Annotated in this window: 16 protein-coding genes and 1 tRNA gene; 14 read left to right on the forward strand and 3 right to left on the reverse strand. The window is 58.9% G+C overall.

Annotation, left to right across the window (positions count from 1 at the left end):
• Window positions 1–364 (forward strand): hypothetical protein (locus PW792_00005; GenBank protein MDE1160307.1); only part of this gene is annotated, 364 nt, incomplete at its 5' end.
• Window positions 365–381: 17 nt separating this feature from the next.
• Complete coding sequence (locus PW792_00010) at window positions 382–540, forward strand: hypothetical protein (GenBank protein ID MDE1160308.1); 159 nt, start codon at window positions 382–384, stop codon at window positions 538–540.
• Window positions 541–562: 22 nt separating this feature from the next.
• On the opposite strand, the gene PW792_00015 is transcribed toward PW792_00010, so the two are convergent.
• Window positions 563–2,203, reverse strand: coding sequence for a CTP synthase (locus tag PW792_00015; GenBank protein ID MDE1160309.1), 1,641 nt, complete (start codon window positions 2,201–2,203; stop codon window positions 563–565).
• A gap of 104 nt (window positions 2,204–2,307) precedes the next feature.
• On the opposite strand from PW792_00015, the gene PW792_00020 reads away from it, so the two are divergent.
• The 6 genes from PW792_00020 (at window position 2,308) to coaBC (ending at window position 8,146) form a co-directional block, all read left to right on the forward strand.
• Window positions 2,308–2,880 (forward strand): YraN family protein, encoded by a 573-nt coding sequence (locus tag PW792_00020; protein ID MDE1160310.1) that lies wholly within the window; start codon window positions 2,308–2,310, stop codon window positions 2,878–2,880.
• Window positions 2,881–2,992: 112 nt separating this feature from the next.
• The gene (locus PW792_00025) at window positions 2,993–3,484 is read left to right on the forward strand and encodes a hypothetical protein (GenBank protein MDE1160311.1); all 492 of its coding nucleotides are present in this window, start codon (window positions 2,993–2,995) and stop codon (window positions 3,482–3,484) included.
• Between the two features lie 96 nt (window positions 3,485–3,580).
• Entirely contained in the window at window positions 3,581–5,050 is a 1,470-nt protein-coding gene (locus PW792_00030; GenBank protein ID MDE1160312.1) for a sulfatase-like hydrolase/transferase, read from the forward strand.
• 95 nt (window positions 5,051–5,145) lie between these two features.
• Entirely contained in the window at window positions 5,146–6,030 is an 885-nt protein-coding gene (gene panB / locus PW792_00035; protein ID MDE1160313.1) for a 3-methyl-2-oxobutanoate hydroxymethyltransferase, read from the forward strand.
• A 2-nt stretch (window positions 6,031–6,032) separates the two neighbouring features.
• Complete coding sequence (gene panC / locus PW792_00040) at window positions 6,033–6,923, forward strand: pantoate--beta-alanine ligase (protein ID MDE1160314.1); 891 nt, start codon at window positions 6,033–6,035, stop codon at window positions 6,921–6,923.
• Entirely contained in the window at window positions 6,920–8,146 is a 1,227-nt protein-coding gene (gene coaBC / locus PW792_00045; protein ID MDE1160315.1) for a bifunctional phosphopantothenoylcysteine decarboxylase/phosphopantothenate--cysteine ligase CoaBC, read from the forward strand. Before panC ends, coaBC begins: the two co-directional genes overlap by 4 nt.
• A gap of 84 nt (window positions 8,147–8,230) precedes the next feature.
• On the opposite strand, the gene PW792_00050 is transcribed toward coaBC, so the two are convergent.
• Together PW792_00050 and PW792_00055 are read right to left on the reverse strand one after the other, a co-directional pair.
• Window positions 8,231–8,307 (reverse strand) — tRNA-Ile (locus tag PW792_00050).
• Window positions 8,308–8,366: 59 nt separating this feature from the next.
• On the reverse strand, window positions 8,367–8,804 hold the full coding sequence (locus PW792_00055) for a hypothetical protein (protein MDE1160316.1): 438 nt from the start codon (window positions 8,802–8,804) through the stop codon (window positions 8,367–8,369).
• Window positions 8,805–8,954: 150 nt separating this feature from the next.
• Between PW792_00055 and PW792_00060 the strand changes: the two genes are divergently transcribed.
• The 6 genes from PW792_00060 (at window position 8,955) to PW792_00085 (ending at window position 15,619) form a co-directional block, all read left to right on the forward strand.
• The gene (locus tag PW792_00060) at window positions 8,955–9,158 is read left to right on the forward strand and encodes an HNH endonuclease signature motif containing protein (protein ID MDE1160317.1); all 204 of its coding nucleotides are present in this window, start codon (window positions 8,955–8,957) and stop codon (window positions 9,156–9,158) included.
• 157 nt (window positions 9,159–9,315) lie between these two features.
• Window positions 9,316–9,480, forward strand: coding sequence for a PExPT-CTERM protein (locus PW792_00065; GenBank protein ID MDE1160318.1), 165 nt, complete (start codon window positions 9,316–9,318; stop codon window positions 9,478–9,480).
• Window positions 9,481–9,743: 263 nt separating this feature from the next.
• Window positions 9,744–12,116 carry an SLBB domain-containing protein gene (locus PW792_00070; GenBank protein MDE1160319.1) on the forward strand — a complete coding sequence of 791 codons (2,373 nt, stop codon included), beginning with the start codon at window positions 9,744–9,746 and terminating at the stop codon, window positions 12,114–12,116.
• Window positions 12,117–12,187: 71 nt separating this feature from the next.
• On the forward strand, window positions 12,188–13,360 hold the full coding sequence (locus PW792_00075; GenBank protein MDE1160320.1) for a GNVR domain-containing protein: 1,173 nt from the start codon (window positions 12,188–12,190) through the stop codon (window positions 13,358–13,360).
• A 16-nt stretch (window positions 13,361–13,376) separates the two neighbouring features.
• The gene (locus PW792_00080; protein MDE1160321.1) at window positions 13,377–14,714 is read left to right on the forward strand and encodes a hypothetical protein; all 1,338 of its coding nucleotides are present in this window, start codon (window positions 13,377–13,379) and stop codon (window positions 14,712–14,714) included.
• A 65-nt stretch (window positions 14,715–14,779) separates the two neighbouring features.
• A complete protein-coding gene (locus PW792_00085) occupies window positions 14,780–15,619 on the forward strand; it encodes an ABC transporter ATP-binding protein (GenBank protein ID MDE1160322.1) in 840 nt (279 codons plus the stop codon).
• The last annotated feature ends 3 nt before the right edge of the window (window positions 15,620–15,622 follow it).

Genomic DNA, 15,622 nt, shown 5'->3' on the forward strand with positions numbered 1-15,622 from the left:
GCTTAATCCGACGAATATTGCGTTTACCGAAGTGACCCGGGCCAATGCAGACATGCTGCTGGTGGCGAACCATCCCTTTGGCGGCGCAGCGGGTGTGGCTGCGATGAAGGAACGGGTGGCGGCCCTGGCGAAGGAAGAGGCGCTGCCGGAGGAGCTTCGTCGCAAGCTGGCGGAGGGGAACGATCCGCAACTGTTTCCTGAACTGGTTTTTGGGGTGATCCTGAGCGGCACGGGCGTGGCTTCGGTGCTTCCGGCGATGATTACGCCGCGCAACCTGCGGTCGAACGTTGAGGCCGTGGAGAGCTGTCGGTTTACGGACGACGAGCTCGCGCGGGTTCGAGCTGTGCTGTCCGCTGGTTGGTAGCAGGCGTTGTCAATCTGTTGGGAACGATCCTCAAGCTCCTCGCCGCCTGTTTCGAGCAGATGCACACGCAAACCGCGCTGAGAGAGGCGATCGGCAAGAAGAAGACCAGCGATGCCCGCTCCCACGATGCAGACATCGCTGTCTGCGTGGAAGCTTCCTTCGCTGGTCTTTTCTAAGCTCGATGAGCTCAGGTACGGGCTAGGCCTTGACTTCGGCGCGGACGAGCTTCTCGCTTTGCTGCAGGCCACGGTTCGCGTAGCTTGCTTTCACAAAGGCGTGGAAGATCGGATGCGGCTCGAGTGGCTTGGATTTGAACTCGGGATGGAACTGGCAGCCGAGGAAGAAGGGATGCTCCGGGATTTCGACAATCTCGACGTACGTTCCTTCGGGCGAGGAGCCGGTGAGTCGCAGGCCAGCGTTGGTGAGCGCGGCTTCGTACTCGCGGTTGAACTCGTAGCGATGGCGATGACGTTCGCTGATCTCCGTCGTTCCGTACGCCTTGGCGGCCAGGGAGTCGGGCTCCATCTTGCAGATGTAGGCCCCGAGACGCATGGTTCCTCCCATCTCTTCGACGCCGGTGAGCTCGCGCAGCTTGTAAATGACGCGGTGCGGCGTTGCCGGGTCGAACTCGCCGGAGTTCGCGCCCTTCAGGCCAGCGACGTTGCGGGCGTACTCGATGCACGCCGTCTGCATGCCGAGGCAGATGCCGAAGTACGGCGTCTTGCTTTCGCGTGCGTAGCGGATGGCGTTCAACATGCCCTCGATGCCGCGCTTGCCAAAACCGCCGGGGACGAGGATGCCATCGAAGCCCTGCAACTGGTCAGCGTAGTTCTCGCACTCCAGGCCTTCGGCCTCGATCCAGTGCACGCGCAGCTTCAGATTTTCTGCCAGTGAGCCGTGAACGAGAGCTTCCTTCAGCGACTTGTAGCTGTCTTCGTACTCGACGTACTTGCCGACGATGGCAATGTCGACCTCGTCCTTGGGGTTGTAGGCGCGGTGCACGATGTCCTGCCACTTCGAGAGGTCGGGGACCTTGGTTTCGATGCGCAGGTACTTGAGTGCAAGCGAGTCGACGCCCTGGTCGGCGAGGTTCAGGGGAACCTCGTAGATGCTTGCGCAGTCGCGGGCGATGACGACGCCGCCCTGTTCGACGTTGCAGAACGCGGCGATCTTCTCACGCATGTCGTTCGGCACTTCGCGGTCGGCGCGGCAGAGCAGGATGTCGGGCTGGATGCCGATGGAGAGCATCTCCTTGACGGAGTGCTGGGTCGGCTTGGTCTTCAGCTCCTGTGCGGCGGCAATCCAGGGGATCAGCGTGACGTGGACGAAGACGGTGTTGTCGCGGCCGAGTTCCTGGCGCATCTGGCGAATGGCTTCGAGGAAGGGGAGCGACTCGATGTCGCCGACCGTGCCACCGATTTCAATGATGGCGACGTCGCAGTCTGCGCCGACTTTTTTGGCGGCAGCCTTGATTTCGTTGGTGACGTGGGGGATGACCTGAACCGTCTTGCCCAGGTAGTCGCCGCGGCGCTCCTTGGTGATGATCTGTTCGTAGATGCGGCCGGTCGTAAGGTTGTTGTCGCGGCTCAGCTTGGCGTGGGTAAAACGCTCATAGTGGCCGAGGTCGAGATCGGTCTCGGCTCCGTCATCGGTAACGAAAACTTCGCCGTGCTGGAAGGGGCTCATCGTACCGGGATCGACGTTCAGGTACGGGTCAAACTTCATGAGGTTGACCTTGAGTCCGCGCGCTTCCAAAAGGCAGCCGATTGAGGCTGCGGCAAGGCCTTTGCCGAGGGAAGACACAACACCGCCCGTCACAAAGATGTACTTTGCTGACATATCCACCTGCTTCTTTGATTGCTGATCGGGATTGTGCTCGGGGTGCACGATCAAGTATAGCAAGCGGGCTGTGCAGAAGCACGCCCGAAGGCTATGCTCGTCCTATGACGATGGGGGCTTCCGCTGAGATTGACACAGCCTCTCCGCAAACACTGCGCTCCCGGTGGTTCGGGTGGCAGTCGCGGGTGTATCGGCGACTGCTTTTGCGGGCGCAGGGGCGGCGGCAGCGCTGGCGTGCCGAAAACGCTCGCAAACCGCTGCCGGAGCATCTGCTGACTGGCGAAGAGGGCGAAGATCTTGCTTTTTTCTTTCTGCGAGGGCTGGGGCTGGAGGTCGTGGCCCGGCGCTGGCGACATCCGGCCTACCGGGGCGATCTGGACCTGGTGGCGTGGCAGGGAGAAACGCTGGTCCTTGCCGAGGTGAAGACTCGAACGGCCCGCGACGCCTATGCTGCGGAAGAGGCTGTCGATGCCGACAAACGCAAGCAGCTTCGGTTGCAGGCCAGGGCGTATCTGAAGCGTATTCCTGAGCCGTTTCGCAGTCATATTGCGGTGCGTTTCGATGTGCTGGCTGTGTATCTGCTGCCGGGATGCGAGCCTGCAATCGAACACTTTCCGGATGCGTTTTCGTTTCGCGCGGCGGAAGAGGATGAGGCACCACGGTTCTTTCGGCGCTAAAGCCGCTAAAGCAAAGACGTGACCATCCGAAATCGTCGCGCCGGTGTCTAATACAGTCGAGGGAAGCTTAGGCTTTTCGCAGATCATAAGACCGAAGGAAGCGCAGACCGCCATGAGCACCCTGATGGACGCCCCGAAGTACGACCCTACCCGCGACCGCATCATTCAGCGTTCGATCATCACGGTAGTCGCGTTGGTGATCATCGGTTTCCTGCTGGGCATGGGCGGATACGTTGCCGGGCATGGCTGGTTCTTTACGAACCTGCCGACAGAGCACAAGGTGAATGCGTTCTTCAATGCGCTGGAAGCGAAGGATTACAAGACAGCGTATGGGCTCTACCAGAACGACAAGAACTGGGAGCAGCACCCCGATAAGTTTGGCTATCCGCTCAACCGGTTTATCGAAGACTGGACGACGCACAGCCCGGTGAGTGCGCCGATCACGGAGCATCACGTCGATCTTTCGAAGACGGATGGCACTGGCAGGTTCGGCTCGGGAATTATCGTCGCGGTGCGCGTGAACGGCGATCACAAGGTCTTTATGTACGTCAGCCGGTCTGACGGCACGATGACCTGGCCTGCGCCACATGTGCTGCAGTACTAAGTCGGCAACGTTGATATGGTTTAGGTAATCGACAAGGGCTACGGGTATCCGTGGCCCTTGTTTTCAATTTCAGAGAGCTTTGAGGCAGGCAAGCGAATGAAGCGACGTGAGTTTCTGAAGACAAGTGCAGGTGTTGTGGCAGCATCCATCTCCGCATCGCCATTGCTGGCTGCGACGAAACCACACGAACGGCTGAATCTACTCTTCATCACTGTCGATGACATGAACTGGAGCCTGCCCGGTTTCATGGGGAATGCGCTCGGTCTGACGCCGAACCTCGACAAGTTAGCTGCTGGTTCCTATCGCTTTGTACATACGCGCACGACGGCGGCGATCTGCCAGCCATCACGCGAAGCGATGATGACTGGCCGCGTTCCGCATCGTAGCGGGGCGTTAGGATTTACGCCGGTGAATGAAGGCACGCCTACGCTGGTGACAGCGTTGAAGCAGGCTGGTTATTTCGCTGCCGCGATTCACAAGACGGAGCATATGCAGCCCCCAAGCTGCTTTCCGTGGGACAAGGCGGTCGTGGGACAGGGGCGTGCACCATCGGAGTATGGTGCCGCGGTGACCGACGCGATTGCCGCAGCGCGTGAGGTGAAGAAGCCATTCTTCCTCAACTGCAACATCAACGATCCGCATCGGCCTTTTTACGGAAGCGAAGAGGCCGCAGAGGTGGACCATCAGGAGCAGGGGGAGTACCGCGTTGCCCGCGAAGTGAGTGCGGCTGACGTGACGGTGCCTGCACATCTTGATCCGCTGGCGAACGTCAAGACCGAGTATGCGCAGTACTGCAACAGCGCGCAGCGTATGGATATCAGCATTGGCAAGGTGCTGGCTGCGCTTGCGGCAACGCCTGAAGCGGCGAACACGATTGTGTTCTTCTCTGCCGATCATGGCATGCCGTTTCCATTCAGCAAGGCCACGGTCTATGACAGCGGAACGCGCACGCCAGCGTTGCTGAAGTTGCCGAAGATGCGCGAGTCAAAGACATTCAGCGAACGGACGAGCAACGTGGATTACATGCCGACGCTGCTCGATCTGTTGCAGGTACCGCATCCTGAAGGGATGGATGGGCACTCCTGGGCGCCGCTGCTGCATGGCCGCAAGTACGCAGGCTCGGAGTTCACCGTCACGCATATCAATAGCGTTGCGTTTGGTGCGAACTATCCGATGCGCGCGATTCAGGATGATCGCTATTCGCTGGTCTTCATGGCGTGGTCGGACCGCAAACTGGAGTTCCACATCGAGTCGATGAAGGGCCTGACCTGGGCTGCGATGAAGGCTGCTTCTCAAACGGATGCTGCGCTTCATGCTCGGGTGGACCAGTTCTTTTACGGTATTCCGTTGGCGTTCTACGATCTGCAGGAAGACCCCGGACAGCGAACCAATATAGTGAATGCGCCGCAGCACGCTGCGCGTGTAAGTCACATGAAGGAAGCGTTGTTGAACTACATGATGGCGACGGGCGATCCGCAGTTGGAGAACTACCGCAACTTCCTCGCGGGCAACCCCATGCATGTGGAGCAGGGTAAGCCTCTGCCGGGTAAGCCGAATAACTATTAGCGGCGGCGGGTCGTCAGAAAGAGGGCTCCAGGTCTATACTTTTCTTGTTTCGGGCTGCATCCGCGCTTAAGCGTGGAGTGGCACTGGAGAGAGAAATGAGCCTTGTTGAAGTACGCGAAGCGGACGCACGTCCGGAACGCGCAAAAGTTACGTCGCAAACTCTGCTGGCACAGAAGCAATGTGCTGCTGCGATCACCGCCCTTACAGCCTACGACTACCCTACCGCGCGTCTGGTCGACGAAGCTGGCATCGACATGGTGCTGGTTGGCGACTCCGTCGGCATGACCGTGCTCGGCTACGACGACACGCTAGCCGTCACGATGGACGATATGGTGCACCATGCGCGTGCTGTTCGCCGTGGAACGAAGCGCGCGATGCTGGTGGTGGATATGCCGTTTGGTAGCTACCAGGTTTCGCTCGAAGAGACGATGCGCAATGCGCTGCGGCTGGTGAAGGAAGCAGGCGTTGAGGCCGTGAAGCTTGAGGGCGGGGCCGTGCACCATGCGGCGCTGGTTCGGGCGTTGACCGAAGCTGAGATTCCTGTCGTCGGCCACATCGGGTTGACGCCGCAGTCGGTGCATCGCATGGGTGGCTATCGCGTGCAGGGACGCAGCGTGGAAGCCGCGGCGCGGCTGCGCGAAGAAGCGTTACGTCTGGAAGACGCAGGCGTGATTGCGTTGGTGCTTGAGGGGATCCCGCGTGAGTTGGCGCGAGAGATTACGGCGGACCTTGCGATTCCGACGATCGGCATTGGCGCCGGGCCTGATTGCGACGGACAGATTCTTGTCTTCCACGATTTGTTTGAGCTTTCCTTCCGCAAGCTGCCGAAGTTCGTTCGCTCGTTTGGGGATGCTGGTTCGATGATGCAGGCAGGGTTGGCGGAGTATCGCGATGCCGTGCAGGCACGCACCTTCCCGGCAGATGCCGAGAGCTACCATGCGCCCGTGCAGCACGAAGCGGCGCTGGCAGGGGTGAGATAGCCATGCAGATTCTTCGTTCTATTGCGGAACTGCGTCGTGCTCGTCGTGCGCTTGCCGGAAGCGTGGGTCTTGTGCCGACGATGGGCGCGTTGCATGCGGGCCATCTCTCGCTGGTGCGTGCGTCGCGGGCGGCCTGCGACCACACCATTGCGACGATCTTCGTAAACCCGCTGCAGTTTGCGCCAAATGAAGACCTCGCGAAGTACCCGCGCACCTTTGAGGCAGATGTTGCGTTGCTGGAGAGTGAGGGCGTCGATCTGCTCTTTGCGCCGACGACGGAGGAGATGTATCCCGCAGGCGCGGAGACGTTCGTCGATGTGCCGGAGGTTGGCTCGCGGCTGGATGGAGCGTCGCGCCCCGGACACTTCCGCGGCGTGGCTACGGTTGTCTCCAAGCTGTTTCTTCTCACGACGCCGGACCGCGCGTTCTTCGGCCAGAAGGACGCCGCGCAGGTCGCGGTGTTGCGCACGATGGTGCGTGATCTGAACTTTGGCCTGGAGCTTGTGGTGTGTCCCACGGTGCGCGATGCGGATGGCTTGGCGATGAGCTCGCGCAACCGCTATTTGAGCGTGGAAGAACGACAGACGGCGTTGGCGATTCCGCGTGCCCTGGCCGCAGCAAAGGCGATTGCTTCGCAGGGTGAGCGTTCTGCCGAAGCTTTGCGCGCGCTGTTGCAGGACACGCTGAGCGAAGTTGTTGGCTTGCGGCTGGATTACGTTGCTGTAGTCGATCCGATTACGTTGCTGCCGGTGCAGGAAGCTGCCGGCGCGTTGCTGGCAGTGGCGGCGTTTGTCGGCGTGACGCGGTTGATCGATAACGAAGTCGTCGGCGTGCGCGAGCCGAGGCCAGAAGCTGTACGCGAGTTGCTTGCGGAGGAGGCGTTGGCGCGATGAAGATTCTTGTCGGCGTTACCGGAGGCATCGCAGCGTATAAGGCTGCGGAGCTCGTTCGCGAGTTGCAGCGCAACGGCGCGGAGGTCCAGGTGTTGATGACGCCTGCGGCAGAGAAGTTCATCACGCCCCTGACCTTTGCTGCGCTTACTGGTAAGCCGGTGCTGACCTCCGTATGGCAGATGACGGACACGGTCGAGCGCTTCGAGATTGAGCACATCAGTGTTACGCAGGGAGCGGAGGCGTTTGTGATCGCGCCTGCTACGGCGAATACGCTGGCGAAGCTTGCTCACGGGCTTGCCGACGATATGGTGTCGACGACTGCGCTCGCGGCGACGTGTCCGCTGATCGTTGCCCCGGCGATGAACGTGAACATGTGGCACAGCGCTGCGACGCAGGAGAACCTCGCAACGCTGCGTGCACGCGGTGTGCTGGTGGTGGAGCCTGCGTCGGGCGAGCTTGCCTGCGGCATGGTTGGCGAAGGCCGGTTGGCGGAGCCTGCCGTGATTGCCGACGTTGCTTTGCGGGCTGCGGTGGGTGCAGAGAGCCTTGCAGGAGAGACGATTCTCATTACCTCCGGCGGAACGCGGGAGCCGATCGACGCGGTGCGTTTCCTCACCAATCGATCGAGCGGCCGGATGGGCTTTGCGCTGGCGCAGGAGGCGCTCGCGCGGGGTGCGTCGGTGGTGTACGTTACGGCGGCGAAGGAGGCTCCGCAGTCTTCACGTTGCCGCACTGTGCGGGTGAATACGGCTGCCGAGATGCATGAGGCTGCCCGCGCTGCGTTGCCGGAAGCTACGGCTGTTTTCATGGCGGCGGCTGTGTCGGATTATCGTGTGGAAACGCCCTCGACACAGAAGCAGAAGAAGTCTGCGAATTTGACGCTGGAGCTGGTGCAGAATCCCGATATTCTGCGTGATCTGGCAAGCCATCGCGACCCGGAAACGACACTGATCGGCTTTGCGGCCGAGACGGAGCATGTGCTCGAAGAGGGCCGTCGCAAACTGCAGGACAAGGGACTCGACGCGTTGTTTGCAAATGACGTGTCGTCTGCAGAAAGTGGTTTCGACGTGGATAGGAACGGCGGCACGCTGATTCTGTTATCGGGGGAGAAGAGCATTCCTCAGACTTCGAAGCGCGAGGTGGCTCGCCGTCTGCTGGACGCTTTGCCGGAGATCCGCCGCGCTGCTTTGCTGAACTCCGTATCTTTCGTCCGACAGGAATAATCGGCAGCGCAGTTTCCTCCCTCGCTACGCAAATCGGGCACAGAGAGCTGAGCTGGGGGCTGGGTTGAGTTTTCGGGGGGAGATTGGTGGGCCCACCAGGACTTGAACCTGGAACCAACGAATTATGAGTTCGCTGCTCTAACCGATTGAGCTATAGGCCCGGCAGAATGCGCCGATTGTTCTTACGATTCTAACCGGGCTCTCGCTCTACTCTTCGTCGTTACTTTTCGGTCGTTCCGGTCTCACCGGGAGCGGATGGGTTGATCTTGCCCTCGGCGTTCTCCGGGGTCTGGCTTTTTGTGTGCGTTTCTCCGCTGCCAGCCGTGGCGGGGTTCTGGCCGTCTGGGCCGGATGGCTGGGCTTTGGCGTCGCCGCGGTCGCCGGGCATGGTGCCGGGCGCGTTGTGTTGGCTGCTCTCTGACATGGTCGTCCCTCCTTCTGTCGCAGCTTGTGTGATGCGCTTCAGGGGCCCGCTGTATGCTGCGGGCAGGGAAGAATCATGTCGAAAGCGCATCCACCACGAACGCTGGCTGAGGCAGGGCGAGCCCGGGTTGAGCAACTCGAAGCAGGCCCGCACGGTCGGCCGCTGTGCCGTTGGTGCCGGCTGGAGATTCTGGCGCCCCGCCGCCGCACCTTCTGCTCGGAGTACTGCGTGCATCAGTGGCGCCTACGCTCCGACCCGGGCTATCTGCGGGACCAGGTGTTCCTGCGGGACAAAGGGCTCTGTTCGCTCTGCAGCACGGACACCGTTACCGAATACAGCCGCTTGAGGCGCAGCAGAGGTGCAAGCCGCGAACAACTGTTGGAAATGTGGGGCTTGCGGTCGATTACGGCGCGGCGCTCGCTGTGGGACGCGGACCATATTTTGCCCGTTGCGGAGGGCGGCGGGGAGTGTGATCTGGAAAACCTGCGCACGCTTTGCCTGCCCTGTCATCGGGAAGCGACTGCGGAGTTGCGGCTTCGCCTAAGCAAGCGGCAGAGATCTCCATCGGTAGAAAGCACTAAATCCTAAAGTTGTAGGGAATGCCTCATATATGAGGCAAGATTGAGGACACGAAAACGTTTGCAGAAAGTTTATGCGTTCTTTCTTGCTTGTTCGGGGGCTGCTAGGTATTCTGAACGGGCAAACAACAGGTATTTAAATTTCCAATGAAGGCGACTTTAACGCTATGAAGGCTATCTCGCGCATCGCTCTGCTTGGCTCCCTTTTCCTTATTCCGGCTCTTGCCCATGCTCAGGGTGGCTGCGTTAATTCGCCGGAGTGCCCGACTGCGGTGCTTGGTCTCGTCGGTGCCGCCGGTGCGGCGCTCTATGCACGCTTTCGTTCGCGCTAATTGATTCGTTCGCTTTTGGAAAAGCCACTTCCTTTTGGGAAGTGGCTTTTCTGTCTCTTGGCTTGCCGAGCATCTATAGACGATATCGGTTAGACTTCTGGTCATCACCTTTGGCTGCACGTCAGCGCCAGCTTGAGCCATCAGATAGATACAGCCGTTCTTTTGCGGCAGGAAACAGGACCCCCTCCGGCGTGATTTTGTCTTCATCGACCACTTCGTCTTCCTCGCTATTATTTCGATCACTGCGGTATGTGGCTTTGCCCGTGCTCGGGTTGACTTTGATCTCCAACGCTGCCTTTGCCCAAGCTACCGGCGGCGGTGGAGGAGGTGGTGGAGCTGCGGCCTCCAGCAGTGCAGGTTCCGCTGGATTGGGGCAGTCGGCCGGAGCGCTCGGCAACCAGAGCTCCGCACGCAATACCCGGTCGGAAGGTGATTCGCGCTCTTCTGCGGATGATCAGAAGCGGGCGGAGGTTTCGTCAACGAAGCAGGACGTTCCTACCGAATTTGAAGAGATGGTCGAAGCCAGCACCGGGCGACGTGTTCCCGTGTTTGGAGCTTCACTCTTCGGCGGAGTTCCGACGACCTTTGCTCCGGTGGAAGATGTTCCCGTCAACGACGACTACGTTCTTGGGCCCGGTGATGAAGTCCTCCTCCAGGTATCCGGTGCTGTCAATGACAAGCTGGACCTTCGCGTAGACCGCTCCGGTTCGATCTCGATTCCCGGGATCGGTTCCGTGCAGGTGGCAGGCCTTCCTTACGGCCGTCTGAACTCTTTTCTGAGTTCCCAGATTGGCCGGGTGTACAAGAACTTCACTGTCAGCGCACAGTTAGGGCGCCTGCGCACGATTCGAGTGTTTGTGGTGGGGCAGGCGCGTCGCCCAGGCTCTTACTCCATCTCCTCACTAAGCACATTGCTCAACGCCATCTTCGCTTCGGGTGGCCCCTCTTCGGGCGGCTCGGTTCGCGATATTCAGGTGCGGCGTAATGGCAAAACGGTAGATCACTTCGATCTTTATGACCTGCTCCTGCATGGCGATAAGTCGCATGACATCATGCTTGCCAGTGGCGATGTTGTTTTCTTCCCCTTCGTAGGCCCCCAGGTCGCTCTGCTCGGCAGCGTCAGCTCGCCTGGTATCTATGAGTTGAAGGGTGAGTCGGATGTTTCATCCGTTCTGGCTCTGGCTGGAGGAGAAACCAACGTCGCTTCTGGAACGACGGTACGGCTGGAACGCGTACACGATCATGCCGATCGCTCTGTGCGGGATCTCTCCATCGAAAGCCATGAGCCCATTCGCGATGGCGACATTATTACGGTCACCAGCATCATCGACCGCTTCCGTAACGCTGTAACCTTGCGCGGTAACGTAGCGAATCCTGGTCGTTACGTCTGGCACCAGGGGATGCATCTTACGGACCTTTTCCCTGATAAGGAGTCGCTGATCACGCGTGCGTACTGGCGCAAGCGCAACCAGCTTGGGCAGGCCCAGCAGGATTACGTCCCCGAGAGCGCTTCCAATCTGCAGCCGATGGATTCGCAGGGAGCGCTGCAGGTAAAGGGGCAGCAGGTTGATAGCGGCGCCACTGCTGGTGGGGGCAAAGATGGGGGCAGTGGTGATGCGGGAGGCAACTCTGTCGGTACGGCCCTGACTGCCAGCAATACTCTTTTCGACGCGAAGACAGACGTTGTCCTGTCGGCACCTGACATTAACTGGAGCTATGCTGTCATCGAACGTCAGAACTCGGTTGATCTGACGACATCTTTGATCCCTTTCAATCTGGGCAAGTTGATCCTTGAGCACGATGCGCAGCAGAACTTTGAACTGCAGCCTGGCGACATTGTCACCATCTTCTCGAAGGCAGACATTCGCGTTCCCTCAATACAGCAGACGCGCTATGTTCGTCTCGAAGGTGAGTTTGCGGCTTCGGGTGTGTACAGCGTGCTTCCTGGGGAAACCCTGCGACAGCTGGTGCGGCGCGCTGGTGGCCTAACGTCGGATGCGTACCTCTATGCCTCAGAGTTCACTCGTGAGTCGACTCGGCGGGTGGAGCAGCAGAGATTGAGCGAGTACGCCGATGAGTTGGAGGCGCAGATTTCTGCGGTGACTTCGTCGAATGAGGCTCGCGCAGTTTCTGCATCAGATCAGACTGCGGCCATTGCTTCGGCCGCAGATGCAAACAGCGCTGTTGCCCGGCTTCGCAGGCTAAGGCCGATCGGGCGCATTGTTCTCGATCTTCAGCCAGATAGCGTTGGGATCGACTCTATTCCCGATATTGCGTTAGAGGATGGCGATCGTTTCGTGGTGCCGCGAATTCCTTCGAACGTCACGGTGCAGGGGCAGGTCTATAGCGCCAATGCCTTCCTTTTTACTCCTGGCGAGCAAGTGCTGAAGTACTTGCAGCGGGCAGGTGGACCTGATCGTGAAGCGGATAAGAAACGTATCTTCGTCCTGCGGGCAGATGGCTCGGTCGTGAGCCGTCAGTATGCGCATGTTTTGGAGGCACCGATCTATCCGGGGGATACTATTGTTGTTCCGCCGGTGCTGGATAAACGTGCCTTGCTCCAGCGCATCGTGGCCATTTCCCAGGTAATTGGAAATCTTGGTTTTGGTGTGGCGGCTATCAGCATTTTGCGCTAGTTTGTCGCTTTGCTCTGCTGTCTGGTTTTTCTGTTCACAAAGATGTCTGACTGTATTGAGGTTTTCTTCGCATGTTGATTGAGCATTCTTCAACACCACTCCCAACCGCCTCCGGAGAGGAGCAGGGCATCGACCTGCTGGCGATCGTTGCAGCTATCGTTACGGAGTGGCGAATTATCCTCGCGACGATGATTCCGGTACTGCTTCTCTGCGCATTTTTGATTTATTCGATGAAGTCGCATTTCATCAGTTCTGCGTCTATCCTTCCGACAAACTCGAGAGGACAGGACAACGGGCTGGCTGAGTTGTTCGGTGCGCGCAGTCCCGGAGCGCTTTATGTCGGGCTGCTCGGAAGCCGCAGCGTGCAGGATGATGTGATCGATGCCACGGGGTTTCTAGCGGCTATGCACATCAAGGACCGCGCCGCGGCTCGTGGAATGCTGGCAGGCGAAACCACCTTTACCGAAGGTGCAGATTCGCTCATCACGATCAAGGTGAAAGATGCGAACGCCCAGCGTTCTGCGCAGTTGGCCAATGCTTATCTTGATGGGCTCCGCGACCTGAATGATCGCCTCAGCTTGAATCAAAGTGCGGAGACGCGAAAGTTTTTCGAGATCCAGTTACAACAGGAGCGAGAGCTACTGAGCATTGCGGAAGATAAGCTGGCGCATACGCAGAAGGGCACGGGACTTGTCGATCCGTCCGTCCAAATGCAAATGGGCATTGGTGGAATCCAGAGCGTTCGCACGCAGATCACGGGCTACCAGGTTCAGTTGGCCGGCCTTCTGCAGCGCGAAACGGAGAATGCTCCGGAAGTGCAGGCACTTCGTTCGCAGATTCGTCAGCTGGAAGCAGAAGAACATCAGATGGAGAGCGGAACGGCCTCTCCAGTCGAAGCAGCTCCTTCGGCCGCCGGTCTGCCTGCGAAGATCCTCGACATGCAACGCGCTGAGCGCGATGTGAAGCAGCATGAGCTTATTGTGGAGTCGGTAGCCAGCCAGTTTGAAAAGGCCAGGCTCGCCGAGGCAGAAAAGAACTCCAGCTTTGAGGTCATCGACCGCGCTATCGTGCCTGATCACAAGACGTATCCGCCACGTATGCTTCTGTTGCTGCTTGCTGCGGTTATTTCGCTTGTGCTTGGCTTGATGGCTGCTGTGATCAAGCGGGTCTGGTTGCGGATCAGCGCAGACCCTGTTTCACAAGTGCATCTCACAGGACTGCGTAATGCATTCCGCAGGAAGTAGGCGATTTCGTATCGATATGCGCCTTTTTCGTCGTCCCCATCCTTTGGTTATGTTCTCCGCCTGGTTTCTGGTGGTGTTCAACGTGCTGTTTCCCAAGGGTGGCTTCAAGGTTGGACCGATGCCCATTACCTGGGGCTATGTCTTCATCGCATTATCGACTCCTCTCTTCGTGGTTTATAGGCTTCTTGCGCTTCCGCTGCAGTATCGAAAAAACCTCTATTGCGCTCTGTTGTGCATTTTTCCAATGCAGGCACTGTACGTCTATACGGGGGTTGCGCTAGGCATCGTGGATATGCCAACCGCAGCCGGAAACGCTATCAGTTTCATCGCTCTCCCATGGATATTCTTCCTGATCTATGGGCCGTTTCTTGCCATCACAGATGGCGCAAGGCTGGCGACGTACCTGCGGTTCTGCATTTTGTTTGCCGCCATCTGGGGGATATTTCTCTTCGTATGGCATCCCATTACCGGCCATTATGTCGAGATCCCTTTCTTGACCGTCAATATTGCGGATTATGGCCGATTGGAGGCAACCAAGCATATTGACCGAGGCTTCTTTTTCAAGCTGATTTCCACGTATAACAACGGCAACTTATATGGCGTAGCGACGTTGATTCTGCTGCCGTTGTATGAGCTGCTCGAGCCACGAAAGTCATTCCGGCTCACGCTCAAAGTCGCCCTTGTTCTTACCCTGTCCCGAACCGTCTGGTTAGGGTTGGTGCTGTACGAGCTATTTCCTGTCATGACACATCTGGTTCGGCAGGCCAGGTTCTTCCCACGCTTCCAGGTGGGTAACTTGCTTGGGCGTCTGATTGTCATGTTCCTGACGGTCATTTTGATTGTTGGCGTGCTTGCTTTCAGCGGCTTGAACCTGGGTTTCCTGATGGACCCAACGGCTGGTGGCCGTCTTAGTATGCTGGCGCAGGTTTTCCGCGCTGGCTTTCTCCCTGCTGAAGGGCTACGGGGGCCGAGCGAGACGGTCTATTTTTCCATCACATTTTTATTCGGCTTCCTCGGGCTGGGTTGCTTTCTGTTGCTCATGTTCAGCCCCGTTCTGTTGCTTGCGGTGGATCGCTCCGCGCTATCTTCTCCTACTAGAATGGCCGCCTGCAAGGGGCTGCTGCTCTATGCCGTGGTTGCGGCTATCGATGGCGCGATCAACTACATTCCGGTTCTGCTTTTTTACTGGTTTGTCTACATGATCTTCCTCTATGGCTGGCCGGGAGAAAGCACCGGGGCGTTTGTTCTCCCTAAGCCATTGCCGAAAAAGCGCATTGTGTTCCGCGGTCTTTCCTTGCCGCGCAGGAAACGCTCCAAGACTCCTGTGGCGGAAGTTTCCGGCGGCACGGTCTAAGGTCGTGACAAACGCTGCAGGAATGATTGCTTCCGTGCACATTCGCGGTCGTATCCGGAGAATTCATGGGGCTTACTGACAATCCGCTGCTTGACGTTCAGGACCTGCGCATTCGCTTTGGTGCGTATGAGGCGGTGCGGGGTGTTTCGTTCAGCGTTCGCGCCGGGGAAACGCTCGGACTCGTCGGCGAGTCGGGCTCGGGAAAGTCCGCTACCAGCCTCGCGCTGATGGGACTGCTCCCGTCTTCTGCGATGATCACCGGCTCCGTCCGGTTTGCGGAGCATTCCAGCCTGCTCTCGCTTGGTGAGGCCCCGCTTCGTCGGCTTCGTGGGCGCGAGGTTGCGATGATCTTTCAGGAGCCGATGACGGCGCTGAACCCTGTCATGAGCATCGGCCGACAGATTGCCGAAGCGGTTGAGGCACATCATCCGAAGCTTGGCCGTAGCGAGGTGAAAGAGCGCGTGCTGCGTGCGTTGCATGAGGTGGCTCTGCCTGATCCTGAGCGGCGTTATGGAGATTATCCGCACCAGTTTTCGGGCGGGCAAAGGCAGCGCATCGTGATCGCGATGGCGCTGGTGAATCGCCCGCGGCTGGTGATTGCGGATGAGCCGACAACGGCGCTCGACGTCACGGTACAAGAGCAGATTCTCGCGCTGCTGCGACGGCTGCGCGATGAGCATGGGTTAGCGATGATCTTCATCTCGCACGACCTGGCGGTTGTGGGCGAAATTGCCGATCGCATTGCGGTGATGCAGCAGGGAGGCATCGTCGAGAGCGGCGCAGCGCACGATGTTTTGCTGCGTCCGCAACATGCGTATACGCGTCAGCTTCTGGCCGCTGCTCCTACGATGCAGACGGACCGGTCGCGTCCACTGGCCGTGCGGGCCGACTCTGCCGTATCGTGAAGG

The sequence above is a fragment of the Acidobacteriaceae bacterium genome (assembly GCA_028283655.1).
Lineage (GTDB): Bacteria > Acidobacteriota > Terriglobia > Terriglobales > Acidobacteriaceae > Granulicella.

Excerpts from the sequence above, each read along its gene's own strand:
- PW792_00065 (MDE1160318.1), top strand. The coding sequence starts at position 9,316 with ATGAAGGCTATCTCGCGCATCGCTCTGCTTGGCTCCCTTTTCCTTATT.
- PW792_00025 (MDE1160311.1), top strand. The coding sequence starts at position 2,993 with ATGAGCACCCTGATGGACGCCCCGAAGTACGACCCTACCCGCGACCGC.
- PW792_00080 (MDE1160321.1), top strand. The coding sequence starts at position 13,377 with ATGCGCCTTTTTCGTCGTCCCCATCCTTTGGTTATGTTCTCCGCCTGG.
- panC (MDE1160314.1), top strand. The coding sequence starts at position 6,033 with ATGCAGATTCTTCGTTCTATTGCGGAACTGCGTCGTGCTCGTCGTGCG.
- PW792_00075 (MDE1160320.1), top strand. The coding sequence starts at position 12,188 with ATGTTGATTGAGCATTCTTCAACACCACTCCCAACCGCCTCCGGAGAG.
- PW792_00020 (MDE1160310.1), top strand. The coding sequence starts at position 2,308 with ATGACGATGGGGGCTTCCGCTGAGATTGACACAGCCTCTCCGCAAACA.
- PW792_00085 (MDE1160322.1), top strand. The coding sequence starts at position 14,780 with ATGGGGCTTACTGACAATCCGCTGCTTGACGTTCAGGACCTGCGCATT.
- PW792_00015 (MDE1160309.1), bottom strand. The coding sequence starts at position 2,203 with ATGTCAGCAAAGTACATCTTTGTGACGGGCGGTGTTGTGTCTTCCCTC.
- PW792_00060 (MDE1160317.1), top strand. The coding sequence starts at position 8,955 with ATGTGGGGCTTGCGGTCGATTACGGCGCGGCGCTCGCTGTGGGACGCG.
- PW792_00030 (MDE1160312.1), top strand. The coding sequence starts at position 3,581 with ATGAAGCGACGTGAGTTTCTGAAGACAAGTGCAGGTGTTGTGGCAGCA.
- PW792_00055 (MDE1160316.1), bottom strand. The coding sequence starts at position 8,804 with ATGCACGCAGTACTCCGAGCAGAAGGTGCGGCGGCGGGGCGCCAGAAT.
- panB (MDE1160313.1), top strand. The coding sequence starts at position 5,146 with ATGAGCCTTGTTGAAGTACGCGAAGCGGACGCACGTCCGGAACGCGCA.
- coaBC (MDE1160315.1), top strand. The coding sequence starts at position 6,920 with ATGAAGATTCTTGTCGGCGTTACCGGAGGCATCGCAGCGTATAAGGCT.